The 23259-nt window shown below is 57.5% G+C and carries 28 protein-coding genes and 1 riboswitch; of the genes, 8 read left to right on the plus strand and 20 right to left on the minus strand.

Going from position 1 to position 23259, the window contains the following annotated elements; translation table 11 throughout:
- Positions 1 to 123: 123 nt before the first annotated feature.
- Complete coding sequence (locus tag B0B07_RS07130) at positions 124 to 957, minus strand: lipoate--protein ligase family protein (RefSeq protein ID WP_076757713.1); 834 nt, start codon at positions 955 to 957, stop codon at positions 124 to 126.
- 151 nt (positions 958 to 1108) lie between these two features.
- Here B0B07_RS07130 and B0B07_RS07135 point away from each other — a divergent pair, with 151 nt between their 5' ends.
- Positions 1109 to 1489 (plus strand): rhodanese-like domain-containing protein, encoded by a 381-nt coding sequence (locus tag B0B07_RS07135; protein WP_076757714.1) that lies wholly within the window; start codon positions 1109 to 1111, stop codon positions 1487 to 1489.
- Positions 1462 to 1635, plus strand: coding sequence for a hypothetical protein (locus tag B0B07_RS15245; RefSeq protein ID WP_159438428.1), 174 nt, complete (start codon positions 1462 to 1464; stop codon positions 1633 to 1635). Before B0B07_RS07135 ends, B0B07_RS15245 begins: the two co-directional genes overlap by 28 nt.
- Before the next feature lies 1 nt (position 1636).
- On the opposite strand, the gene gcvPB is transcribed toward B0B07_RS15245, so the two are convergent.
- The 10 genes from gcvPB to comGA form a co-directional block, all read right to left on the minus strand.
- The gene (gcvPB, locus tag B0B07_RS07140) at positions 1637 to 3124 is read right to left on the minus strand and encodes an aminomethyl-transferring glycine dehydrogenase subunit GcvPB (protein ID WP_076757715.1); all 1488 of its coding nucleotides are present in this window, start codon (positions 3122 to 3124) and stop codon (positions 1637 to 1639) included.
- Positions 3117 to 4463: an aminomethyl-transferring glycine dehydrogenase subunit GcvPA gene (gene gcvPA / locus B0B07_RS07145; protein WP_076757716.1), complete on the minus strand. Its 1347-nt coding sequence runs from the start codon at positions 4461 to 4463 to the stop codon at positions 3117 to 3119. Before gcvPA ends, gcvPB begins: the two co-directional genes overlap by 8 nt.
- A gap of 20 nt (positions 4464 to 4483) precedes the next feature.
- Positions 4484 to 5581: a glycine cleavage system aminomethyltransferase GcvT gene (gene gcvT, locus B0B07_RS07150; protein WP_076758379.1), complete on the minus strand. Its 1098-nt coding sequence runs from the start codon at positions 5579 to 5581 to the stop codon at positions 4484 to 4486.
- A gap of 146 nt (positions 5582 to 5727) precedes the next feature.
- Positions 5728 to 5819: riboswitch (glycine riboswitch) on the minus strand.
- A gap of 172 nt (positions 5820 to 5991) precedes the next feature.
- On the minus strand, positions 5992 to 6513 hold the full coding sequence (locus tag B0B07_RS07155; RefSeq protein WP_076757717.1) for a shikimate kinase: 522 nt from the start codon (positions 6511 to 6513) through the stop codon (positions 5992 to 5994).
- Between the two features lie 191 nt (positions 6514 to 6704).
- Positions 6705 to 7193, minus strand: coding sequence for a competence type IV pilus minor pilin ComGF (gene comGF, locus B0B07_RS07160; protein ID WP_159438429.1), 489 nt, complete (start codon positions 7191 to 7193; stop codon positions 6705 to 6707).
- Positions 7138 to 7443: a hypothetical protein gene (locus B0B07_RS07165; protein WP_076757719.1), complete on the minus strand. Its 306-nt coding sequence runs from the start codon at positions 7441 to 7443 to the stop codon at positions 7138 to 7140. The genes comGF and B0B07_RS07165 overlap by 56 nt, the downstream gene beginning before the upstream one ends.
- Positions 7433 to 7882, minus strand: coding sequence for a hypothetical protein (locus B0B07_RS07170; RefSeq protein ID WP_076757720.1), 450 nt, complete (start codon positions 7880 to 7882; stop codon positions 7433 to 7435). Before B0B07_RS07170 ends, B0B07_RS07165 begins: the two co-directional genes overlap by 11 nt.
- Positions 7857 to 8186, minus strand: a complete 330-nt coding sequence (gene comGC, locus B0B07_RS07175; RefSeq protein WP_076757721.1) for a competence type IV pilus major pilin ComGC — start codon at positions 8184 to 8186, stop codon at positions 7857 to 7859. The genes B0B07_RS07170 and comGC overlap by 26 nt, the downstream gene beginning before the upstream one ends.
- A gap of 12 nt (positions 8187 to 8198) precedes the next feature.
- Positions 8199 to 9209, minus strand: a complete 1011-nt coding sequence (comGB, locus tag B0B07_RS07180) for a competence type IV pilus assembly protein ComGB (protein ID WP_076757722.1) — start codon at positions 9207 to 9209, stop codon at positions 8199 to 8201.
- A 16-nt stretch (positions 9210 to 9225) separates the two neighbouring features.
- Positions 9226 to 10233: a competence type IV pilus ATPase ComGA gene (gene comGA, locus B0B07_RS07185; protein ID WP_076757723.1), complete on the minus strand. Its 1008-nt coding sequence runs from the start codon at positions 10231 to 10233 to the stop codon at positions 9226 to 9228.
- Positions 10234 to 10539: 306 nt separating this feature from the next.
- On the opposite strand from comGA, the gene B0B07_RS07190 reads away from it, so the two are divergent.
- Positions 10540 to 10773, plus strand: a complete 234-nt coding sequence (locus B0B07_RS07190) for a DUF2626 family protein (protein WP_373604626.1) — start codon at positions 10540 to 10542, stop codon at positions 10771 to 10773.
- A gap of 105 nt (positions 10774 to 10878) precedes the next feature.
- On the opposite strand, the gene B0B07_RS07195 is transcribed toward B0B07_RS07190, so the two are convergent.
- The gene (locus tag B0B07_RS07195) at positions 10879 to 11520 is read right to left on the minus strand and encodes an MBL fold metallo-hydrolase (protein ID WP_076757724.1); all 642 of its coding nucleotides are present in this window, start codon (positions 11518 to 11520) and stop codon (positions 10879 to 10881) included.
- Between the two features lie 160 nt (positions 11521 to 11680).
- Here B0B07_RS07195 and B0B07_RS07200 point away from each other — a divergent pair, with 160 nt between their 5' ends.
- Entirely contained in the window at positions 11681 to 11860 is a 180-nt protein-coding gene (locus tag B0B07_RS07200) for a DUF2759 family protein (protein ID WP_076758382.1), read from the plus strand.
- A gap of 111 nt (positions 11861 to 11971) precedes the next feature.
- On the opposite strand, the gene B0B07_RS07205 is transcribed toward B0B07_RS07200, so the two are convergent.
- The 8 genes from B0B07_RS07205 to B0B07_RS07240 form a co-directional block, all read right to left on the minus strand.
- Positions 11972 to 13876: an LTA synthase family protein gene (locus B0B07_RS07205; protein ID WP_076757725.1), complete on the minus strand. Its 1905-nt coding sequence runs from the start codon at positions 13874 to 13876 to the stop codon at positions 11972 to 11974.
- A 178-nt stretch (positions 13877 to 14054) separates the two neighbouring features.
- Entirely contained in the window at positions 14055 to 14234 is a 180-nt protein-coding gene (locus tag B0B07_RS07210) for a YqgQ family protein (RefSeq protein ID WP_076757726.1), read from the minus strand.
- On the minus strand, positions 14218 to 14808 hold the full coding sequence (locus tag B0B07_RS07215) for a 5-formyltetrahydrofolate cyclo-ligase (protein WP_076757727.1): 591 nt from the start codon (positions 14806 to 14808) through the stop codon (positions 14218 to 14220). Before B0B07_RS07215 ends, B0B07_RS07210 begins: the two co-directional genes overlap by 17 nt.
- Before the next feature lie 58 nt (positions 14809 to 14866).
- Positions 14867 to 15016: a 50S ribosomal protein L33 gene (gene rpmG, locus B0B07_RS07220; protein WP_040228798.1), complete on the minus strand. Its 150-nt coding sequence runs from the start codon at positions 15014 to 15016 to the stop codon at positions 14867 to 14869.
- A gap of 156 nt (positions 15017 to 15172) precedes the next feature.
- Positions 15173 to 17365: a peptidoglycan D,D-transpeptidase FtsI family protein gene (locus B0B07_RS07225; protein ID WP_076757728.1), complete on the minus strand. Its 2193-nt coding sequence runs from the start codon at positions 17363 to 17365 to the stop codon at positions 15173 to 15175.
- A 112-nt stretch (positions 17366 to 17477) separates the two neighbouring features.
- On the minus strand, positions 17478 to 18083 hold the full coding sequence (locus B0B07_RS07230; protein WP_076757729.1) for a superoxide dismutase: 606 nt from the start codon (positions 18081 to 18083) through the stop codon (positions 17478 to 17480).
- A 135-nt stretch (positions 18084 to 18218) separates the two neighbouring features.
- Entirely contained in the window at positions 18219 to 18701 is a 483-nt protein-coding gene (locus B0B07_RS07235) for a DUF456 domain-containing protein (RefSeq protein WP_076757730.1), read from the minus strand.
- Positions 18702 to 18729: 28 nt separating this feature from the next.
- Entirely contained in the window at positions 18730 to 20361 is a 1632-nt protein-coding gene (locus B0B07_RS07240; RefSeq protein ID WP_076757731.1) for a Na/Pi cotransporter family protein, read from the minus strand.
- 196 nt (positions 20362 to 20557) lie between these two features.
- Here B0B07_RS07240 and B0B07_RS07245 point away from each other — a divergent pair, with 196 nt between their 5' ends.
- The 4 genes from B0B07_RS07245 to B0B07_RS07260 all read left to right on the plus strand — a co-directional run bounded on the left by B0B07_RS07245 (position 20558) and on the right by B0B07_RS07260 (position 23257).
- Entirely contained in the window at positions 20558 to 21097 is a 540-nt protein-coding gene (locus B0B07_RS07245) for a DUF1189 family protein (RefSeq protein WP_076757732.1), read from the plus strand.
- Positions 21098 to 21120: 23 nt separating this feature from the next.
- Positions 21121 to 21477 carry a hypothetical protein gene (locus tag B0B07_RS07250; protein WP_076757733.1) on the plus strand — a complete coding sequence of 119 codons (357 nt, stop codon included), beginning with the start codon at positions 21121 to 21123 and terminating at the stop codon, positions 21475 to 21477.
- A gap of 83 nt (positions 21478 to 21560) precedes the next feature.
- A complete protein-coding gene (gene ispG, locus B0B07_RS07255) occupies positions 21561 to 22679 on the plus strand; it encodes a flavodoxin-dependent (E)-4-hydroxy-3-methylbut-2-enyl-diphosphate synthase (protein ID WP_076757734.1) in 1119 nt (372 codons plus the stop codon).
- Entirely contained in the window at positions 22676 to 23257 is a 582-nt protein-coding gene (locus B0B07_RS07260; protein ID WP_076757735.1) for a hypothetical protein, read from the plus strand. The genes ispG and B0B07_RS07260 overlap by 4 nt, the downstream gene beginning before the upstream one ends.
- The last annotated feature ends 2 nt before the right edge of the window (positions 23258 to 23259 follow it).

The raw sequence follows: 23259 nt of genomic DNA on the forward strand, positions 1-23259 counted from the left end.
CTCAGGTACAAGAATCGAAATTCGGGCTTGACATTTTGCGATGCAGCGGAGCCCTTTGCGGCACATGCATTCATGAGAGAATGGAAAAAACAAGGGGAACAAAAATGAGCCGAAAGGCCCGATTCACTTTCTGAAATTCCATAGGTCCGAAGCATACTTTTCTTCCTCAAGTTTCCGGACGAGTGCCAGCTGCTCCTCCGTCGGTTCAAAATTGACGAGATCGATGCCGAGCCCTTCGCGGAATCCTTCCCGGAAAGCTTCCGCACAGTCGGCCATTGAGACCGTGCGTCCGAGCAGTCCCTCGATCGACACGGCTTTCCCTTCCAGCTTGCGCTTCATCTCTGAACGGCGCTCTTCCGACGAAAACCGGAACACCGACACGAGCTTGTCCAGGTCCATGCCGACCGGGATCGCCCCGTGCTGGAGGATGACCCCCTTCTGCCGGGTCTGGGCGCTGCCGGCCGCTTTCCTGCCGCCGACGACCAGTTCATACCAGCTCGGTGCATCAAAGCAGACCGCGCTCTTCGGCTTTCTCAGCGTCTCCCGTTCTTCCCTGCCCGCGGGGACGGACAATTCCGCGTCCAGTCCGAGATTCCTGAAGCCGTGGAGCAGCCCGGCGCTGATCACCCGGTAGGCTTCCGTCACGGTTTCCGGCATGTCCGGATGGGATTCCGAGACGATGACGCTGTAGGTGAGCTCCCGGTCATGCAGGACGGCCCTGCCGCCTGTCGGACGGCGGACGAATCCGAGCCCCTGCCTGCGGACCTGATCCAGGTCCACCGCCTTCTCGGCTTCCTGAAAATAGCCGATCGACAAGGTCGGCGGATTCCATTCATAAAAACGGATGACCGGAGGGATTTCCCCCCGGCTGTGAAGGTCGAGCAGCGCTTCGTCGAGCGCCATATTGTATGAAGGGCTCTTCGGTCCGGAATTGATGAACAGCCACTTTTCTGTCATTGTCCACATCTCCTTTCGGAAACACAATGGTTCCAGTTTATCATAATTCGGCGCCGATTTTTTGCCCATCCGGTGAATAAATTTTGCGGGCATGGACGGAATGCGCCACTTCTTTTATAATCGTTCTGAAGAGAGAAAGGGGAAAACGGCTGTGACTTCACTGTATTTGATTGCGGCGATCCTGTTTGCGCTGATCGTCTATATGCTCGTCACTGTTTTGAGAACACGCGGAGCGGTGTCCACGCTCACCCAGGAGGAATTCATCGCGGGCTACCGGAAGGCCCAGCTCATCGACGTCCGGGAACCGAAGGATTTCGATGCGGGGCACATCCTCGGTGCGCGGAACATCCCGCTCACCCAGTTCCGCCAGCGGAGCAAGGAAATCCGCCCGGACAAGCCTGTCTATCTGTATGACCAGAACGGCTCCCGGAGCGGCCGTGCGGCATTGTTCCTGAAAAAGCACGGATGCACCGAGCTCTATATGCTCAAAGGCGGATTCCGCCAATGGACCGGCAAGGTCAAATCGAAATGAATGACGGAAAAGCCGTGCAGGAGGATCTCTCCCTGCACGGCTTTTTTCATGCCGCAGCCAACGGGCAAGCCCCCTCCGGTCCGGCATTCCGTTCCAACGCAAAAAGCCTGCAGGCAGATCGCCTGCAGGCTTCTTTCAAGTGCTGATTCAGTTCACCGCAACCGGTTCGGATTGCTCTTTTGGAACGTATTTCAAGACGGGCTTCCGGGCTGCCTTCGTTTCATCCAGACGGCTGACGACCGTGGTGTGCGGCGCTTCCTGGACGACTTCCGGCGTTTCCTCGACTTCCTTGGCGATCTGGATCATCGCGTCGATGAAGGCGTCGAGGGTCTCCTTGGACTCCGTTTCGGTCGGTTCGATCATCATCCCTTCCTCGACATTGAGCGGGAAGTAGACGGTCGGCGGGTGGAATCCGAAGTCCAGCAGGCGTTTCGCGATGTCGAGCGTGCGGACGCCGAGTTTCTTCTGGCGGCGGCCGCTCAGGACGAATTCATGCTTGCAGTGCTGCTCGTACGGCGTGTCATAGTACGGCGCGAGCCTGCGCATCATGTAGTTCGCATTCAGCACGGCATATTCGGAAACGAGCTTCAGGCCTTCCGCACCCATCGACCGGATGTACGAATACGCGCGGACGTTGATGCCGAAGTTGCCGTAGAACGGCTTGACGCGGCCGATCGCCTGCGGACGGTCATAGTCGAACGTATAGAGGTCTTCCTTCTTCACGAGGAGCGGCTTCGGCAGGAACGGAACGAGTTCCTTCTTCACGCCGACCGGGCCGGAACCCGGGCCGCCGCCGCCGTGAGGGCCGGTGAATGTCTTGTGCAGGTTCAGGTGGACGGCATCAAAGCCCATGTCCCCCGGACGCGCCTTGGACATGACCGCGTTCAGGTTGGCCCCGTCATAATAGAGCTTCCCGCCGACGCCGTGGATGATTTCTGCCATCTCCAGGATGTGCTCCTCGAACAGGCCGAGCGTGTTCGGGTTCGTCAGCATGAGCGCGGCCGTATCCTCGCCCGCCACTCTGCGGAGGTCATCGAGGTCGACAAGGCCGTCCTCCCCGGATTTGACCGTGACCGTATCGAAGCCGGCAACCGAGGCGGATGCGGGGTTCGTGCCGTGCGCGGTGTCCGGGACGATGACCTTCGTGCGCTGGTGGTCGCCGTTGGACTCATGGAACGCCCGGATCATCATGAGCGCCGTCCATTCACCGTGCGCGCCGGCCGCGGACTGGAGTGTCACTTCGTCCATGCCCGTGATCTCCACGAGATGCTCCTGGAGATCATGCATGAGTGCCATGGCACCCTGGACCGACGACTCATCCTGAAGCGGATGGATGTCGGCGAAGCCCGATAGGCGGGCGACCGATTCATTGATCTTCGGATTGTATTTCATCGTGCAGGAGCCGAGCGGATAGAATCCGGAATCAATTCCGTGGTTCCGGTTGGACAGCGCCGTGTAGTGGCGCATGATGTCCAGTTCCGATACTTCAGGAAGCGCGGCCGGCTCTTCCCGGAGCAGTCCGGCCGGGATGGCGGACGAAAGATCCGCCTCCGGCACGTCCAGTTCCGGAAGGCTGTAGCCGATCCGGCCTTCTTTGCTGATTTCAAAAATGAGCGGCTGATTTTCGTTATGCATGGATGGCCTCCATTTCCTGCACAAATGCATCGATTTCTTCTTTCGTCCGCTTCTCGGTCACGGCGATGAGCGCATGACCCTGGAGCTCAGGATAAGTGAGTCCGAGGTCATAGCCGCCGATGATGCCCGAGTCGAGAAGTCGCCTGTTGACCTGTCCGACCGGTTCCTTGAAGTCCACGACAAATTCATTGAAGCTCGGGCCTTTGAATTTCACATCGAACCCGGCATTCTTGAATGCTTCGATCGCGTAACGGGTTTTCGAGATGTTCTGGATCGCCATCTCACGGACCCCCTGGCGGCCGAGCGCGGTCATGGCCACGGAAGCGGCCAATGCGTTGAGCGCCTGGTTCGAGCAGATGTTCGAAGTCGCTTTTTCGCGGCGAATGTGCTGCTCGCGCGCCTGCAGGGTGAGCACGTAGCCGCGGCGGCCTTCCTCATCGGTCGTTTCGCCGACGAGCCGGCCCGGGACTTTCCTCATCAGTTTCTCGGTCACGGCAAAGTAGCCGCAGTGCGGGCCGCCGAACGATTCCGGTATGCCGAACGGCTGGGCATCCCCGACCGTGATGTCGGCGCCGAGTTTGCCCGGCGGTGTAAGGACGGCGAGTGCAAGCGGGTTGGCGGACACGACGAACAGCGCCTTGTGCTCATGCGCCATATCGGCGAACCGGCCGATATCTTCGATCTGGCCGAAGAAGTTCGGGTACTGGACCATGACTGCAGCCGTATCGCCGTCAATCATGGACGCCAGAGCGTCCTCGTCGGTCTTTCCGTCTTTGAGCGGGATGTCAACGACCTCAATCGACTGGCCCGCCGCATAGGTGCGGACGACGTCGCGGTATTCGGGATGCACGGCTTCGGAGATGAGCAGCTTTTTGCGGCGTGTGTGGCCGGCGGCAAGCGTGCCTGCCTCGGCAAGGGATGTTCCCCCGTCGTACATCGACGAGTTCGCGATCGCCATGCCGGTCAGTTCGCAGATCATCGTCTGGAATTCAAAGATCGCCTGGAGTTCGCCTTGCGACAGTTCCGGCTGGTAGGGCGTGTAGGCCGTGTAAAACTCGGAACGGGAGATGACATGATCGACGATGACCGGCTTGTAGTGGTCATAGACGCCCGCGCCGATGAAAGATGCATGGGAGCGGCTGTCCGCATTTTGGGCCGCAAGTGCGGTCATTTCCTTGAGCAGGTCGGTTTCCGAAAGGGCCGGTTTGATGTCATAGTCGCGCTGGAAGCGGACTTTCTCCGGGATGTCGGCAAACAGTTCATCAATCGATTCGATGCCGATCGTGCCAAGCATTTCCTTCTTATCAGTTTCGGTCATCGGCAGATAGCGGTGCTTCATAGGATCTGGACCTCTCTTCATTAGGATTTCGAACGCTTGTAGAACGGGGTTTCCACAATTTTCGCCTTCAGGCGGCGCTTTCTCACTTCCACTTCAAGCTCTTCGCCCGGAATCGCGAATTCGGTCAGGATGAGCGCATTTCCGATGTTCTTTCCAAGTGTCGGGGACTGGGTGCCGGTCGTGACTTCCCCGACCTTTTCCTCTCCCCGGTAGACGGCATAGCCGGTGCGCGGGATTCCCTTGTCGATCATTTCCAGGCCGACGAGCTTGCGCGGCACGCCTTCCTCTTTCTGATGGGCGAGCGCAGCCTTGCCGATGAAGGCTTCTTCCTTGCCGAGCTTCACGACAAATCCGAGGCCAGCTTCCAGAGGGGAGATCGAATCGGACAGCTCCTGGCCGTACAGCGGGAGGCCCGCTTCAAAGCGGAGCGTATCGCGTGCGCCGAGGCCGGCCGGCACGAGGCCGTCGGACTCTCCGGCGCGGAGGATCTCCTCCCAGAGCGCGCGGGCGTCTTCCGGGCTTGCGTAGATTTCAAACCCGTCCTCACCGGTGTAGCCCGTGCGCGAAATGAGCACGTTGCGCCCGGCGATGTCGACGCCTTCGCGGAACCGGAAGAATTTGATCTCTTCCAGCGGTTCGTCCGTGAGCGCGGAAAGGATTTTTTCCGCGAGCGGCCCCTGGAGTGCGAGCAGCGCATAGTCAGAAGAGACGTCGGTGACGGTGACGTCACCTTCCGCGTGTTCCTTCATCCAGCGGACGTCCTTCTCCGTGTTGGCCGCATTGACGACCACGAAGTATTTGCGGTCCGACATCTTATAGATGAGCAGGTCATCCACAGTCCCGCCTTGCTCGTTGCACATGACGGTGTACTGGGCACGTCCTTCCGTCAGCTTGGAAACATCGTTGGTGACGAGCTTTTGAAGGAACGACGTGCTGTCCGGCCCTTCCACGAGCACTTCGCCCATGTGCGAGACGTCAAAAAGCCCGGCGCGGTTGCGGACCGCCTCGTGTTCCGCCTTGATGCCGGAAAATTGGACGGGCAGGTCCCATCCGCCAAAATCGATCGTTTTTGCCCCGTGCGCTGAATACAGATCAAACAGCGGGGTGCGCAGCAACATCTTTTCGGTCACTCCGTTTTCCTCCCTTTTTCCAGATAAAAAAAGACAGAGGCCCCTTGTTTCGGGTCCTCTGTCCTGTCACCTGAAAGTTTTCCTGATCGGTTTTCCTCGTTGGTGGCCGGCCTGTCCGGCGCTCTCCAGAGATGCGTCCTGTACGAGTCTTTTTGCCTGAGAGATTCATAACAGCTGTTATTTGCTCCTTCGGCGACGCATTCGCGTTCTCTCCCCGTACAATCATCCGCCCGGCGCAAAGCGCCGCTTTATTCAACTGTCGGATTACTTCAAAGCGTCTGCCGCTTTGCCTATATCCTAACATTGAATATGCAGATTGCGCAATCTTTTTTCAAGACGGGTTCATAAACGAATGAAATCTCCGGATTCAGGTTTTTCGTTCGGATGTTGCTCAGAAATCAATTCGGCTGCTTTCCTTTGAGACGCCTCACCTGCCGGGCGGCATATTCCGTTGCCTGGCGCAGGGACCTTCCTTCCGTATTGACCGAGATATGGGCGGTCCGCCGATAGACCTTCTTGCGCTCGGCATAGAGCTTCTGGAGCTCCTCTCGGGTGGACCGCTGGACGATCGGCCGGTTCCGGTCGGTCCGGATCCGTCTCCAGATCTCATGAAACGGCGCATTGAGGAAAAGGACGAGCCCGGTCGCCCTCAGGATCTCCCGGTTCTCCTTCCTCATGGGCGTCCCGCCTCCCGTTGAGATGATGCACCATTCATCACGGAAGTTGAGCAGGAACTCCGTCTCCAGGGTCCGGAAGTATTCTTCCCCGAATGTTTCGAAAATCTCGGGTATTTTCATCCCCATCTTCCGCTCGATCTCCCGGTCCATGTCGTAGTACGGCATCTTGAGCGCGTAGCTCAGCCTCCTGCCGATCGCCGATTTCCCGGATCCCATGTATCCGATCAGATACACCTTCTTCATCTTCCCACCTGCCTGCTCGTGAATCCGATTCTCGTGAACCCGTTTCGATTTTCATTATCGTATCACGAGTGGACACCGATTCCAACAACGTATATGCATGCAGCTGGCTCACATACGCCGCGGTCGCCGAAAAGAAGAAGGCCGCGGCCAGGAGAAGAAGAAACAGCGCGGCCGGCAAGGAAGCACCCGACTCATTGTCCAGGGTCCTCATAAGTGATCGTATGGGCCGTCCTCCTTTCCCGTCCGTTCAGGAACATGACCTCGAGCACCAGCAGGTGACCGTCCAAGCTGAAGGAGATGCGTTCCACATTCAGCAACATCTGTTCATGCCCCCTGTTGTCCACCCGCTTCCGGATGAGCTGCCCGTAGCGCTCGATGTCCGTCACGCTTCCGCCGCGGCGGACGGAAACGCCCTCTCCCAGGCCGAGGATGTCGACACCGTCGGCGTTTTGTAAATAGGCCGACAGTTCCCTTCTGAACAGCTCCCACTCCACCGCCGAATCATCCGTCATCCGGCCGGCAGTCTGTGCCGCCCAGGTGAGGAAGGCAAGTGAAAACATGCAGAAAGCCGCGAAGACCGTGAGCTGCAGAAGCGCATCAATGAACGTGTAGCCGCCTTCACGGCTATTCGGGCCCGATGCAGAGCGCCTGCCAGCCGGACAGTGATTTATAGGACACACAGACCCCATCCCCCTCCATCCTCCAGTCAAAGTGCGTGCCGTCTATCTGCAGGGTGCCCTCGCTTACACCGTAGGCCGACCATGCATCCACTGCATCGGATGCGACGGAGGCGGCCTGAGCCGACAGCCGGCGCTCATCCAGCCTGAGCGTCATCCGGTCCGCCAGCGGAACGAGCGTCAGCCAGATCACGGACACGACGAGCAGGCTGAGCATCGCTTCGGGCCAGGAGTACCCGTTTTCATCCCTCAAAGGAGACCCGGCCCTTTCCGATATGGACGATCATCGTCCGCCGGCCCGAAGGCGTGCTGAAGTGCATCTTCCCGAAAGCGACGATCGATCCGTGGGGATTGAATTCAATGGAGTTCAATGTTCCGAAATCGGCCACGCCCACGCCTTCCGGGAGTTTCCTCCTGAACACGATCTCCGTGCCCGGACCGGCTGCCGTGTATTCCTGCCGGTCCCGGCTGAAGACGAGGCGTGCGCGGACCCGGTTGGCCATGGCGTACGCCTGGACCGCCTGGACATCCATCTTGAGCTGCTCCTCGAAAAACATCGTCGCATCTCCTGCAGGCGGCAGACGGCCGGCCGCTGCGGCAACGGCGGAAGTGACTGCCGTTACGACGAGCAGGACGAGCAGCACTTCGGTGAACGTGAATCCGGCGTCACGGCGCCGCGTTGATGATGACATTGCCATTGTTCACCGCCAATGTTCGGCCGTCCGAGCAGGTCAGCGCATCCGGATTGTCATCCAGGAAATCGGCGGCGATGAGCTCGCCCGCATTGGCCGGCGTTTTTCTGAGTTCCAGGCGGTAGGCCTGCACCTGGCCTTCCACCATCTTCACGAGCGCCTCGCACCCTGTGTCGTCAATGGTCTCGGCGCGCTTCATCACGTTCGGGATGGCGATGAGGATGAGCACCGAAATGACGAGCAGGACGATCATCATTTCAATCAGGGTGAATCCGTCTTCTCTTGCAAGCAATCGTTTCAGCATCTTCTTCTCCTCTCAATGGACATCGATCATGCTATAGACCGGGAGCATCAGGGCCATGTAGGCACCGAGGATGCAGACGGCGAGAATGGAAAACAGGACGGGCTGGACGATGGAGATGAGCCGTTCCGACTCCGACTCGATCTGGTCGTCGAGCAGTTCTCCGTAGATGAGCAGCTCTCTCGGAAGATGTCCGCCCTCTTCCCCGTGGCGGATGAATGAAGAAAAGTCGCCCGTAAAGCCGCCCCCGCGCGAGACCGCTTCATGGAATGGCAGGCCCTGGATCACCTCAGAGCGGACGCGCTCCACGAGAAACTCCAGCATCGAACCGGGAGACTGCTCGGTCATGATGGCCAGCGCCTGCTGCAGGGAGATTCCGCCGAGCAGCAGGGTCCCCATCTCCCTCGAAAACACGGCGGTATGTGCCATCCGCTGCCATCTGGCGGCGAGCGGCACCTTCATGGCCAGATCATGCCGCCTGTTCGCCGGCTGGCGGCGCCAGTAAAGGTAACCCGGAACGGCCGCGAGCGCTGCAAGCAGCAGAAGCCCGATCAGAAGATCCGGCAATCTGAGCAGGAGGCCGGACAGATGGAGGGCCCTGCCGCCTCCTCCCCGGCTCCCGAGCAGCCGTTCCATGTTCGGCATGAACAACAGGCGGAACAGCACGAACAGGACGGAGACGAAGCCGAACAGCACGGCCGGATACAAAGTGGCCTTTTTAAGCTTTTCCATGGTCTTTCCCCGTCTTCTCAGCTTGTCCGCCATCCCGCCGAGCGCCTCGGGCAGGTTTCCGTGAGCCACTGCGATTCCGACCGGCATGAGTGAAGTCCGGCTGAATCCGACCCCCTCGAGGATTTCCACCGGGCCGAGACCGGATCTCAAATTCCGTTCAAGGAGACGGAGGGCCGGGCCAGGCTCCCCGAGGTGATGCGGCAGCAGCATCCGGACGGAGTCATGGAACGTATAACCTTCGAGCATGAGTCCGGATGTCCGTTCAAGCAGCCGTTCCGGCTGCGCAATCCTCATTCCCTTTTTCCGCCTTCTAGTTTTGAGCCTTCCGGCTGTAAGTTTCCTGACCCTGTTCAAGGGCGGCCTCCTTCCAGTCCAGAGACAGATGCCGGGGCACCGAGAACGGCCGGTTCTCCCTCAGTGATCCGAATGCGTCGTCCAGGAGCCGGCCGTGAAGGATTTCATAGATCGCCTGCCGGCCGTTCTCTTTCCCGGCGAGCCGCTGTGCACAGATCATCTCGACGGTCTGTCGCAGTTCCTCCAGCTGGATGCCGAACTCCATCATGCGGAACAGGCTGCCGACCGAGTCTTTCGAGTGGACCGTCGCCATGACCAGGTGTCCGGTCAGTGCAGCCTGCACGGCGACCTTCGCCGTCTCGGCGTCCCGGATCTCGCCGATCATGATCACATCCGGCGAATGCCGGAGAATCGCCTTGAGACCAGCAGAGTAAGTGATCCCGGCCCGCTCATTCACCTGCACCTGAAGCAGGTGAGGCTGTGTGCTCTCGACCGGATCTTCAAGGGAGATCACATGCCGGCTGAGCACAGACGCGCAATGTCTCGTGATCGCATACATCGTCGTGGTCTTTCCGCATCCGGTCGGCCCCGTGAAGAAGATCATCCCCTGACGGAGGCCGGATGCTTCCTGGAGCAGCCGGGCGCTCTCCGGGTCGCCCGTCAGCCGCCGGACCGGCAGGGCGGCGGCCTGCAGCTGGAACCGGACCGCCGCACTTTCCCTCATGTTCACGGAAGGCAGCGTCGAAATCCGGAAGGAATAGTCATCCTGCCCGAATGTCATCGTGAATGCGCCGCTCTGCGGCTTCCTCCTCTCCCCGATATCGAGCGAGGATAAGTATTTGTAGAACGAAATGATGCGTTCCCCCAGCCCTTCCGGTATTTCTGAAGCCGTGATGATCCGGCGGTCCTTCCGGTGCTGGACTTCATACCCGCCGTCAAACGGGTTCAGGTGCAGATCCGTGGCGCCTCCGTCAAGTGCACTGCCGAGCAGTTCCCTCGCCTTCTGTTCAATGAAATTGTCCATCCCCACTCCTCCCCGGAACGGTTGTCCGACAAGGAAGGACCGCTCTTCCCCGTCATCTTGAGTATAGGCGGCGGATGCCCCGCGGGGTAGTCAACCCGGCAACTTTGCAAAATGGACCCAATCTTGATGCCGAATTTGAAATTCGGCATCCGGAATGGCCCCAAAATCGGATTTCCGAACTTTAAGGGAAGCCATTCATTTGTCACAAAGACGGAACGGATTCAGTTTGCACCCCGGGGGGAAAACCGATATAATGAACAGGAGATTATTGCACCGCTGATAAAGGAGGGAACGCGCGTGGATAATATGTACAAGCTCATGGGCTTCTGGACAGGCATCTTTGCTGTTATGTTCTATGTCGGCGGCATGATGACGCCATCGCTGCTTATGCTGGCGAGCACCGGCTTCTTCATTCTTCTTGGTTACATGAACCTGACAGAACGTATGTATATGTACATCCTCGGGGCGTATCTGATGGTCTTTATGGTCGGATTCAGCTATTATACGAACTTCATTCATGTACCCGGCGCAGGCCACTGATCCAAAAACGGTACATAAAAGACCGCCGGCATGCCGGCGGCCACAAACTGCAGGCGGGAGCATCTCCTCCCCCTGCAGTTTTTTGTTTGCCTCTTTCCGTTCCTCTCAGCCGAATCCGTTCAGGAACGGATTTGAGGCCATCTCGTCGCCGATCGTCGTCGGACCGCCGTGTCCCGGAAGGACGACCGTCTCTTCGGGCAATGATAGCAGCTTGTCGTGGATGGACCGGATGAGCAATGGATGGTCGCCGCCGGGCAGGTCGGTCCTGCCGATGCTCCCCTGGAACAGCGCGTCCCCCGCCACGACGACCCCCTCGGCCGGGAAATGGAACGCCACGCTGCCCGGGGAATGCCCCGGCACATGCAGCATGCTGAAGCGGAACGGACCTTCCGACCGTTCTTCCTCTTTTTCGATCAGGAAGTCGGGTCCGGGGATCCGGACCTGCGGCAGCGCCGGATAGCGGCCCGAGCCGTTCAGCATCGGCTCAGAGAGCCAGTCCCGCTCCTGCCCATGCAGATGGACGGGCATCCCGTATTCGGCACGGAGCGCGTCCAGCGCCCCTATATGGTCGAAATGGGCATGGGTCAGATAGACGGCGAGCGGCCGGAGTCCGAGCCTCCCGAGCTCTGCCCGGAGCCGGTCCGGTTCCCCGCCCGGATCGAACACGAGGCAGTCCCCGCCTTCCCCTTCGGCGATATAGCAGTTGGCCTGGACGGGCCCGAGCGGCAATGCATGGAATTTGATCATGACGACACCTCCGCCCCCATTGTAGCATGCCGGAGGCCGTTCCATGTTCATACATTCGTCACGAATATTCCTCGACAAACGGGTGGCCAAACATTACAATAGAAGAGGAGTTTATTGCGGTATTTTATTATGATGAATCATGTCGGAAGGAGTGTCACCGATGAACCTATTGATGGTCTTTTTCGGCCTTATCGCCATTCTGGCAGCCGTTGGCACCGTTCAGGGCTTCAAACAAAGAAATGTTCTGAGCATCATCTTCAATCTCGTCTCATTCGTCGTCTTCGGAGCATTCGTCGTCCTGACGATCGCCTTCCAAGGCTACCCGCCAAAACTGCACTGAGAAAAAGACCGGCACAGAATCTGTGCCGGTCTTTTTTATGCCTTGTTTTCCAAACCAAAAAGAACGGGGCGCCCGGGAAGCATCGTCTGCTTCGGGCGCCCCGTTTTTTGTTCATTTGGATTCCTGGAGTTTCGTTTCTCCTGTTTCCGGGTCGTCATCGTAAAAGCGGAGCAGGTCTCCGTTGATGACCTTGTCCGAATACATGAGGTCCTCCCGTGCCTTGTCAATGCCGTCCTGGCAGGCTTCAGCATTTTCGTCTTCTTCCCTCGTATCGGTGCGGTAGCAAGTGTCCCCCGCATAGATATGGTCCGGCGCCACGAAGCGGCCGTCACGGAATGCGACAAACTGATCATGTTCCGGCGAGAAGATGTCCGTGCCGAATTGAATGTCGTTTTTCGTGTCCATCCCGAGGAGGTGGAGCACCGTCGGACGAAGGTCGATCTGGCCGGCCAGCGTGTCGACTTCCTCTCCCTTTCCGTAGCCCGGGATGTGGATGAAGAGCGGAACCTTCTGCAGTTCGGCCGAGACGAGCGGCGTGATTTCTTCGCCCATGTACTTGCTCATCGCTTTGTTGTGGTTTTCCGAAATTCCGTAGTGGTCTCCGTACATGACGATGATCGAGTTGTCATACAGGCCCTGTTCCTTCAGATCATCGAAGAACTGTTTCAGCGACTCGTCCATGTACCGGACGGTCTGGAAGTAGTGGTTCAGCGTTTTCGAGTTCGAATCGTATTCAGGGATATATTTGTCTTCCTCATCAAGCGTGAACGGATAGTGGTTGGTCAGTGTCGTGAGACGGGCATAGAACGGCTGTTTGATCTGCCCGAGGTGGGCAGCCGACTGCTCGAAGAACGGCATGTCTTTCATGCCCCAGTTCACGGCCTGGCCTTCCCCGACTTCATAGCTGTCGATGTCATAGAACTTGTCGATGCCGAGCGCTTTGTACATCATGTCCCGGTTCCAGAAGCTCTTGCCGTTGGCATGCATGACATTCGAAGAATAGCCGTATTCGCCGACCTTCTCGGCAAGCGAGTTGTACGTGTTGCCGCCGTGCGTGAAGAACACGGCTCCCCCGCCGAGGCCATACATGGAGTTCTCAAAGAGGAACTCGGAGTCGGACGTTTTTCCGAGGCCGGTCTGGTGGTAGAAGTTTGGGAAGTAGAACGTGTCCTTGTCCTTTGTCAGGCTGTTCAGGAACGGCGTCACCACGTTGCCGTTCATTTCATTGTTGATCGGGAAGTTCTGGAGCGACTCCATGGAAACGACGATGAGGTTGCGTCCCTTCGCCACGCCATACATGTCCTTGTCCGGTTTTGCGTAATTCGCTGCGGTGTAGTTCTCGATCTCCGCGAGTTCGGTGCCGTCCGCAAGGGCCCGCTGTGCATGGGACTTGGACTGGATGTAAATATCGTAGAGATGGTAGTTGTAGGTCCCCAGGTTTTTCACGAGGAGCTCGCGGTCAAAGCTGCGGGTGAGAAGCTGCGGCCGTTCCGTCTCGGCAAGGCCGAGGTTCAGGACGAGCAGCGCCGCAGTCCCGACGAAATAGATCCGGCGGAGCATCGGGCGGACAACCCGGTACTCCCCGTTGTCCTTCAGTTTGCGGGCTGCCAGCCAGATGATGAAAATGTCGGCAAAGTAGAGCGGGTCATGGATCCGCAGGCTCGATGTAACGGAAGAGCCGAGGTCGCCGAAGTTATTCGTCTGGAACAGCACCGGCAACGTGATAAAGTCATTGTAGAACCTGTAAAACACGACATTCCCGTACAGGATGACGGTCAGGATCGAGCTGACGGTGATCAGATACCGGGACGCCCCTTTCCATGTCTTCATGAAGAAGGCAATGCCGTAGATGAACAGCAAAAAGCTGAGGGGGTTGATGAAAAGGATCAGTTCCTGCATCAGGTTGTCGATATTCAGGTTGAAGCTCGTCTTATAGGTGAGATATGTCTTCAGCCAAGTCGCCACTACTGCGATAAGCAGCAAAGGCAGTATCTTTGACTTTTTTGGTTGTGTCACTGCTGGTCTAACCCCTTTCTGGATGATGCTCCGGAATTTCCGGATGCTGAATGATGGCGGGTTTCTCTAAATTTTCCTGGAGTGCGCTTATATCCGAATACCCTTATTAAGACGAAGACAAACAGCTTCAGGTTTCACTTTCGATGAATGTTCAACAATTCTTAAGAATTGGAGGAACTCATTCTCCCCTCCGAAGGATCAGGATAGCCCTCATAAATTCCTCGCTGCTGATCATGCCGTTCTCCCGGAGCTCCCTCAGTTCCATCTCAAGCAGGATGAGATCGGCGTTCCGGTCCCCGGTGTACACATAGGTTCCGTACCTCTTCAGGAGCTGCATGACATCAAAGACCGTTTTCATCCGCGGCACCCTCCCGGCAATCGATCAACCGTTCTTCCGTGAACAGCGTGCCGACGGGGACATCGTGGGACTCGGCCGGCAGTTCCCCGGCGAGCTGGACTTCAAGCGCAAGGGAAACTGTCCGACCGCGGTAGCCCGCCAGATAGCGGTCATAGTAGCCGCCGCCGAATCCGATCCGGTATCCGGCTTCGGAAAAAGCGACGCCCGGCACGATGATCAGGTCAATTTCATTTTTCTCAACAGGTTCCGTCCGGTTCTCGACCGGCTCCAGGAGATCCATATAGACGGTCTCCAGGTCGTAGAACGAACCCAGTTCCCGGAACTGCATCCCCCGGTCCGCCGGACTGCACCTCGGGACCGCCACCCGCTTGCCCGCAGCCCATGCCGCGAGAATGACCGGCCGGGTGTCGATCTCCGGATGCCTGGAAATGGTGATCCCGATCGTCCTGGCGCGTTCGAACTCCATGCCTTTGATGAGACGCCCTGCTGCACGGAGGCCCTTTTCCCGGTGGTCCGCTTCAGGCAGTTCCTTCAGCCGGCCAAGGACGGCCTTCCGGATTTCCCTTTTGTCCATCTGTCCCACCCCTCCAACGAAAAAACCAAAACCGGTAAGGGTTTTGGCAGTATCCGCATTATTTTGTTTCACGGTGCAGAGTTTGTTTGTTGTCACGCGAGCAGAATTTCTTCATTTCAATGCGTTCCGGGTTGGTCCGCTTGTTTTTCGTTGTAATGTAGTTGCGCTCGCCGCATTCTGTGCAAGCAAGTGTCACATTAACGCGCATTCGATTTCCCTCCCACTCATACAGGATCGAAGAGTTGAGCATGATTCAAGAGCATGAATTGTTGAGCAAGATTTATACGACTGTTCCATTATAGCACAAGCCGGCCGGATGTCCACAAAATAATATGCGGAAGTGAGGCATGTCATTCTCGGGCGGTCATTCGCCTTCCCGGATCGCTTCCCCGTCCTCCGGCTCGGTCAGCGTGTAGTCCACTTCAGGGGCCGAATCCCCTTCCTTCATCCGCTTTTCCTGAAGTTCGAAGTAGTAGTCGGACATATGGCGTGCAATCTCGTTGTTCGGGTGAGGGACTTTTGACGGGACTGTCGTGATGTTCGGCACGAGGACCGCATAGGCGATTTCCGGATTGTCATAAGGTGCATAGCCGACATGGGAGACGGTTACGGTGTCCTTCGTATAGAACGGGCTGTCCGGATCGTCGTAGTATTTCTTCTGGGCGGTTCCCGTCTTGCCCGCCGCTTTGTATTTCGTGTCATGGAATTCCTTGTAAGCCGTACCCCGCTGGTTGTAGTAGACCGAATACATGGCCTGCTGGATCCGCTTGATCTCGTTGTCGCTGTTGGAGATCCGGTTCAGCACGGTCGGCCTGATCTCCTCCGCAAGCTGCCCGAGCGTGTGTCCGTCCGCGGACGGCTCCCGGACTTCTTTTACAACATGGGGGGCGATGCGGTAGCCGCCGTTTGCCACTGTCGAGACGTACTGGGCAAGCTGCATCGTCGTATACGTGTCATACTGCCCGATGGCATAGTCAAGGACGTTCCCCGGCTTCGGATCGATGCCCTTCTGGCCGGTGAATTCATTCGGAAGATCGAGGCCGGTCCGGTTGCCGAGACCGAACGATGCAAAGGAGGACCGGAACTTGTTGATCGTGTCCGGGGCAAGGGACAGGCCGGCTCTCCGTTTGTATTCGCCGCCGCCGAGGGCGATGGCGATCTTGAACATGTACACGTTGGAAGACCGGGTGAGGGCCATCATGTCGTTGATCGGAACCCGGTTGTAGTCTGTCGGGTTGAACAGGGACGACTTTTTAAGTCCCCCGATCCAGAGCGGTTCGTCGATTTTCACTTCGCCCATCTTCGCAGCACCGTACTGGTAACCCGTCAGCACGGTCGCCATCTTGACGGTGGAGCCGACTTCATAGGCCATGCCGTATGTACCGAACGAGATGTCGATGACTTCATTTTTTCCGTCCTCGTTCTTTACGATCTGCTTCCCGACCATCGCCAGTACTTCCCCGTTGTTCGGGTTCACCATGACGAAGAAGGCGCGATCGAGGATCTGGGAACCGTAGTTCCGTTTGAGCGCCAGGAGCTTCTCGGAGACGATGCGCTCCGCTTCTGCCTGCAGTTCGCTGTCGATCGTCAGCACGAGGTCCTTGCCGGGACGGCCTTCCTGGACCGGGACGGTGTCGATGACGGTGCCTGACCGGTCGGTGATGTTCTTCGCGACGGTCTTTTGTCCCTGGAGAACCGACTCGTACTGCTGCTCGATATAGCTTTTTCCGACACGGTCATTCCGCGAATAGCCGCGCGAGAGATAGAAATCGAGTTTCTCTGCGGGAATCCCCTCTTTCGGGGTGGTCGTTGTCCCGAGCACCGCCAGCGGGGAATTTCTGACGCGTTCCCAGTCCGTCGTCGTGTTGACGCCCGGAAGATCGCCGAGCCGTTCGGAGACGAGCGCATACTCATCTTCCGTCACATCGCCGCTCTTGATGATCTGAGGTGAGTAATTGTAGCCGGATGCCATTTCACGGTAGATGGCGAGCACTTCCAGTTCTTCCGGCGAGAATGAGTTCACCTCTTCATCGGTGATCCGCTCCCGGACGAGGTCATCAAGTTCGCGCTGCCGTTCGGACTTCGACTTGGTTTCGCTGCCGTTGATCTTTTTCTTTTCGGCTTCGGACACTTTGTCGTAGGCCTTCTCTTTGTTGTTGAGGATCCAGAAGTCCTTTTTGTCCCGGATCGTGACGGAGGAGGTGTCTTTTTCGATCATCCCCGCCAGTTTCCGGGCGGTATCCAGCATATCTTCCGCAGTGGTTCGCTGCTGCTTTGTGTACGTGATGGCATTTTTCGGTTCATTGCCGACGAGGATCTGGCCGGTGCGGTCATAGATCCTGCCGCGCGGGACACTCGTGTTGACCGAGATCTCCTCAGTCCGCTCGATCTCCCGCTTGAAGTCTTCTCCTTTGACGATCTGGAGATAGCCGAGGCGGAGGATCAATGACGAAAACAGCAGGAAAATGGAAAAGAACAGGACATTCATCCGGAACTGAGTATTTTTTCTAAGTTTTTGTTTCGGCGAGTCCTGTTTCGATCGGCGTTTCTTGTTCACCCGCCTCCCCCTTTTCTGATAGATTCACAAAGTTGATTGTAACGCAATCCGACAAAAAAAGCACACACCATTGGGACGGGCCCGGTGTGTGCCTGGTTTCCGCTTGAGCGGATTATTTTGCTTCTTCGTAGCGTTTTGCCACTTCGTCCCAGTTGACGACGTTCCAGAATGCCGCAGCATATTCAGGACGGCGGTTCTGGTACTTGAGGTAGTAGGCGTGCTCCCATACGTCAAGTCCGAGGATCGGCGTCTTCCCTTCCATGAGCGGGGAATCCTGGTTGGCAGTCGAAACGACTTCGATGTCGCCGTTGTTTACGACGAGCCATGCCCAGCCGGAACCGAAACGGCCTTTTGCAGCTGTTTCGAACTCTTCCTTGAACTTGTCGAAGCTGCCGAACTTCTTGCTGATCGCCTCTGCAAGCTCGCCTGCCGGCTCGCCGCCGCCGTTTGGCGAAAGGAGCTGCCAGAACAGAGAGTGGTTCGCATGGCCGCCGCCGTTGTTGCGGACAGCCGTCTTTTTCTCTTCCGGTACGGAATCGAAGTTGCGGAGCACTTCTTCGATCGATTTGTCTGCGAGGTCCGTTCCTTCAACCGCAGCGTTCAGGTTCGTCACGTACGTATTGTGGTGCTTCGTGTGGTGGATCTCCATCGTTTCTTTGTCGATGTGAGGCTCCAGCGCATCATATGCGTATGGAAGCTCAGGCAATTTGAAAGCCATTTCAACATTCCTCCCGGTCGTTAAATGATGAGTACAATTCAACATTATCAAAATACCCGCATGCCTTCAAACAAAATGCACCGCCTTTTTGGCGGTGCATCCCGGCAGCGCAGAAGGCTGTCGCCGTGCGCTCCTTTATGATACGACAATGACAAACAGGACGATCATGACAAGCTGGATGGCCCCTTTTGCGGCGACCGATGTCAGGAAGCCGACGAGCGAGCCGACCCCGCTCTTGAGTGCCCGTCCCGGCGTCATCCGGTTGAAGATGAGCTCTGCTGCGACAGCCCCGATAAACGGGCCGGCGAGGATCCCGAAGACAGGGATGAGGAACGGGCCGGCGATCAGGCCGACCGTGCTTCCCCACATGCCCGCTTTGGACCCTCCGAAGCGCTTGACCCCGACCGCATTTGCCAGGAAGTCCGCGCCGAAAAGCAGGACGGCGAACAGGATTTCCGCTGTCCAGAACCACCACGGCAACTCTCCGAACGAGAAGAACAGTCCGTAGAGGATGAATCCGAGAAATACGAACAGCGAGGCGGGGATGATCGGATAGACCAATCCAACAAATGCAATGATGAAACTGATGATGATCAGTGTCCAGGCAACGATTGCCACAAGGCTTCTCCCCTTTCACAGCCTGTCCTCAGACGTGGCGTCCGAGAATGGCTTCCGCGATGTTGACCGCGTGGTCCCCGATCCGTTCCAGGTTGCTCACGATGTCGACGAAGACGATTCCGGCCTGTGCGGAGCATTCGCCTTCATTGAGACGCTGGATATGCTTCTTGCGGAATTTGCGCTCCATCTTGTCGATCAGGTCTTCCTTCTCGGCAACTTCGCGCGCCACTTCCGCATCGTGCTGGTCGAGCGCTTCAAGAGAGCGTCTGACCGTGTCGATCGTCAGGGTGAACATTTCATCAAGGTCGGCCATCGCACCTTCGGTCATGACGACCCGGTGCGCTTCCCGGTAATCGATCAGTTCGATGATGTTCTCGAAGTGGTCCCCGATCCGTTCGATGTCCCGTGCCGTTTCCATGAGGATCACATGCCGCTCCGACTCGACGGCGCTGATCGATTCGGCCGAAATCTGGACAAGGTAGTCCGTGATGCTGCGGTCCAGGCTGTTGATCGCATCCTCGAGCTGGTAGGCCGTCTCGGAATGCTTTTTGTCGCTCGTCTTCAAGTAATCATACGTTTCGTTGAGCCCGCGCACCGCATATTCGCCCATCCTCAGGATCTCTTCCTTCGCCTGGCCGATCGCGATGGACGGCGACTGATGGATGAACGACTGGTCCAGGTGCTTCGGCCTGAACTCGATCGTGACTTCTTCACCCGGAATGATTTTCGTCACGATGTAGGCCCACATCCCGATGAGCGGGAACTGGATGATCGTATTGGCGACGTTGAACGTCCCGTGGGCAAATGCAATCTGCATTTTCGGCTCCAGGCCGAGCGTCCCGCTCAGCCAGGAGATGTATGCCGTGAACGGCACGAGCAAGATCATGAAGACGATGGTGCCGAGCACGTTGAACAGAACATGCGTGGCGGCGGCACGGCGGGCAGCGACCGATGCACCGAGGGCTGCGAGGATGGCCGTGATTGTCGTTCCGATATTGTCCCCGAACAGGACCGGAAGCGCGCCCTTGAGGTCAATGAGGTTTTCCGCGTACAGCCCCTGCAGGATGCCGACCGTCGCACTCGAACTCTGGACGATGAGTGTGAACACCGTTCCGACGACGACGCCGAGCAGCGAATGCTCGCTCATTGTGACGGTCATGTCGAGGAATGCCGGCAGGCTGCTGAGCGGCTTCATGCCGCCGCTCATCAGCTCGAGGCCGAGGAACAGTCCGCCGAAGCCGAAGATGACTTCACCGAGGTTCTTCAGCTTGTCGTTCTTGAAGAAGAAGAGGAGGAACGCCCCCAGGCCCATGATGGGCAATGCATAGGCGCCGACATCGAATCCGATGATGAACGCCGTGATGGTCGTCCCGATGTTCGCGCCCATGATGACGCCGATCGCCTGGCGGAGCTTCATGAACCCCGCGCTGACGAGACCGACCACGATGACGGTCGTGCCGGAGCTCGATTGGATGAGCACGGTGACGACGATCCCGACGAGGACACCCATGAACGGATTCGTCGTGAAGCGGTCGAGGATGTCTCTCAGCCGGTCACCCGCCGCCTTCTGCAGGCCGTCCCCCATATATTTGATGGAAAACAGGAAAATCCCGAGCCCGCCAAGAAATTGGAAAAGCATTTCCTGCCAGTTTAGTTCCACGTTTGAATTCAACCCCATTTCAACAGATAATCACGCGTTCCCATTATGCTGATTATTCCCGCTGAATGTAAAGATGCCGCGAACAAAATTTACAATACGTTAACATTGGGCCGTCCATGGTTCAAACAACTGTTGAACTTTCCTGACGGGAAAACGGGTTCCCATGATAAACTAGACGTTAGCTGGAGGCGATTCGATGAAATTTCACCAATTGTTCAAGGCCGCGTTCCATGAGCCGAAAAAACTGGCCGCCTTCCGGATGCTGCCGCTCGGCAAAGTCGTCAGGTACATATTTGTCTTCGTGCTGCTCACTGCGCTTCTTTCGTTCATCAAGTTCGCACTGACTGCGGATACCGTCATCAGCGGCACGGACATGCCCGTGGAAGAATTGAAGGGAATCGGTCCGCTCCTGTACCCGGGGGCGTTCGTCCTGCAGTTCCTGATCGCCACGGTGTACTTCTATGTAAAGGCAAGCATCGCGGCACTTGCCGGCCTCGGGTTCCTGAAGGTCCGGAAGAAACGCGGGGAGTACCGGCATCTGTGGCGGACGTCGGCGATTTCGCTCACCGTCCCGACCCTCATCCTGCTGCTCGACGATCTCCTTCCTTCGGGGATCCCGTATGCATCGGCCCTGTCCGCGGCAGCCGCCCTCGTCTATATCTGGCTGGCGCTCGGCTATTATCCCAATGCGGCACCGAAAAAGAGAATGGCTCATAATCCCCCTTCCCGCTCATAGAATAGTGGAAAGGGGGTTTTTCCATGCGGATCGTCTTCTCTGCCCTACTCATCCTCATCATTTCCTGGTTCATCCGGACCGACTTGCGGGAAGGGACCATTCCGATGGCCGCCTTCTATTCAGACGGAGAAGAGACGGCCTGCACGGAGAACGTTGAATCCGATTCGATCCCGGTGACCGTCGTGGCCGGCGATACGGTCAGGTCGCTGTTCGCCCTCTACCCGGACGAAATGGACCTGCTGGAGCGCCTGTCCGCCTATTACCGGTTGAATCCGCATCTCAGGAAGAGGGACCCTGCAGAAGGCGAAGTGATCCTCCTTCCCCTTTCCCCCAAAGATGCGGAATGCGGCAAAGAGGCCGGTGACGGGGCCGGCGCCTAGTGTGGCTCACTTGTCATAACCTGCCCTGCATTGATAGAATAAACAACAGTGAAGGCACTGCCTGCAAAGGAGAGACCAATAAAATGACCCAGATGACACACCGTTCGAACACCCGCCCCGTGAAAGTCGGAAACTTGACGATCGGCGGCAGCAACGAACTTTTCATACAAAGTATGACCACAACCAAGACGCACGATGTCGAGGCGACCGTCGCCCAGATCAAACGGCTCGAGGAAGCCGGATGCCAGATCGTCCGGGTGGCCTGCCCGGATGAACGCGCAGCCCGCTCCATCGGCGCGATCAAGGAACAGATCAATATCCCGCTCGTCGTCGACATCCACTTCGATTACCGACTGGCCCTGATCGCCATCGAACAGGGCGCCGACAAAATCCGCATCAACCCGGGCAACATCGGCAAACGGGAAAAAGTCGAGGCGGTCGTCAAGGCGGCCAAGGAAAAAGGCATTCCGATCCGGATCGGCGTCAACGCCGGCTCGCTTGAACGGCATATCCTTGAAAAGTACGGATATCCGACTGCGGACGGCATGGTGGAAAGCGCCCTGCACCACATCAAGATCCTTGAAGACCTGGACTTCCATGACATCATCGTGTCGCTGAAGGCTTCCGATGTCCAGCTGGCGATCGAAGCCTATAAAAAAGCTTCGATGGCGTTCGATTATCCGCTCCACCTCGGCATCACCGAATCCGGCACCCAGTTCGCCGGCTCGATCAAGAGTGCAGCAGGCCTCGGGGCACTGCTCAGCATGGGCCTCGGGAACACGATGCGCGTCTCGCTGAGCGCGGACCCGGTTGAAGAGATCAAAGTGTGCCGCGAGCTCCTGAAAGTGTTCGGCCTTTCATCCAACTCCGCCACACTCATCTCCTGCCCGACTTGCGGCCGGATCGAAATCGACCTCATTTCGATTGCAAATGAAGTCGAGGAATACATTTCGACGATCAAGGCGCCGATCAAGGTGGCGGTGCTCGGGTGTGCGGTCAACGGACCGGGTGAAGCCCGCGAAGCGGACATCGGCATCGCCGGCGCACGCGGCGAAGGCCTGCTGTTCAGGCACGGCAAGACCGTCCGGAAAGTCCCGGAAGCGACAATGGTCGATGAACTCAAGAAAGAGATCGACATCATTGCCGAAGAGTACTTCGAAAAACAGCGCCAGGAAGAACTTCAGAAGGAAACGGCGGAATGAAGCCGCTCCGTCTCGGGATCGACATCGACGGGACGGTCACCAGTCCGGAGTCGCTCCTTCCCCACATCAACAAACGGTTCAATTCGGCCTTTGTCCTGGACGACATCACGGCCTACAGTCTGACCGAATCCTTCCCGATGCTGGATGCAGAAGAATTCAACGCCTGGTACAAGGAAGCGGAAGCCGAGATCTACAGAACTTCCCCGGCTCACGCCTACGCACGGGAGATCCTTTCCGCCTGGAACGAGGTCCACGAGCTGTTCTACATTTCAGCACGCGGACTGGAAGTGAAGGACGTGACGTTCGGATGGTTCGGGGAGCACGGCATTCCCTACCACCATATCGAATTGACCGGTTCGCACCGGAAAATCGAAGCGGCGAGACGGCTCGGGGTCGATGTGTTCTTCGAGGACAAGCATGACAACGCCGTCGACATCCATGAGGAAGTCGGGATCCCCGTCCTCCTGTTCGATGCTCCGTACAACCGGATGCCGATTCCGGACGGCGTCATCCGCATCCATGATTGGCGGGAAGCGGATGCTTGGCTGAAAAGCGAATATGCAACAGAAAAAGCGTGAGT

It is taken from the genome of Edaphobacillus lindanitolerans (genome assembly GCF_900156305.1).
GTDB classification, from domain to species: domain Bacteria; phylum Bacillota; class Bacilli; order Bacillales_A; family Planococcaceae; genus Bhargavaea; species Bhargavaea lindanitolerans.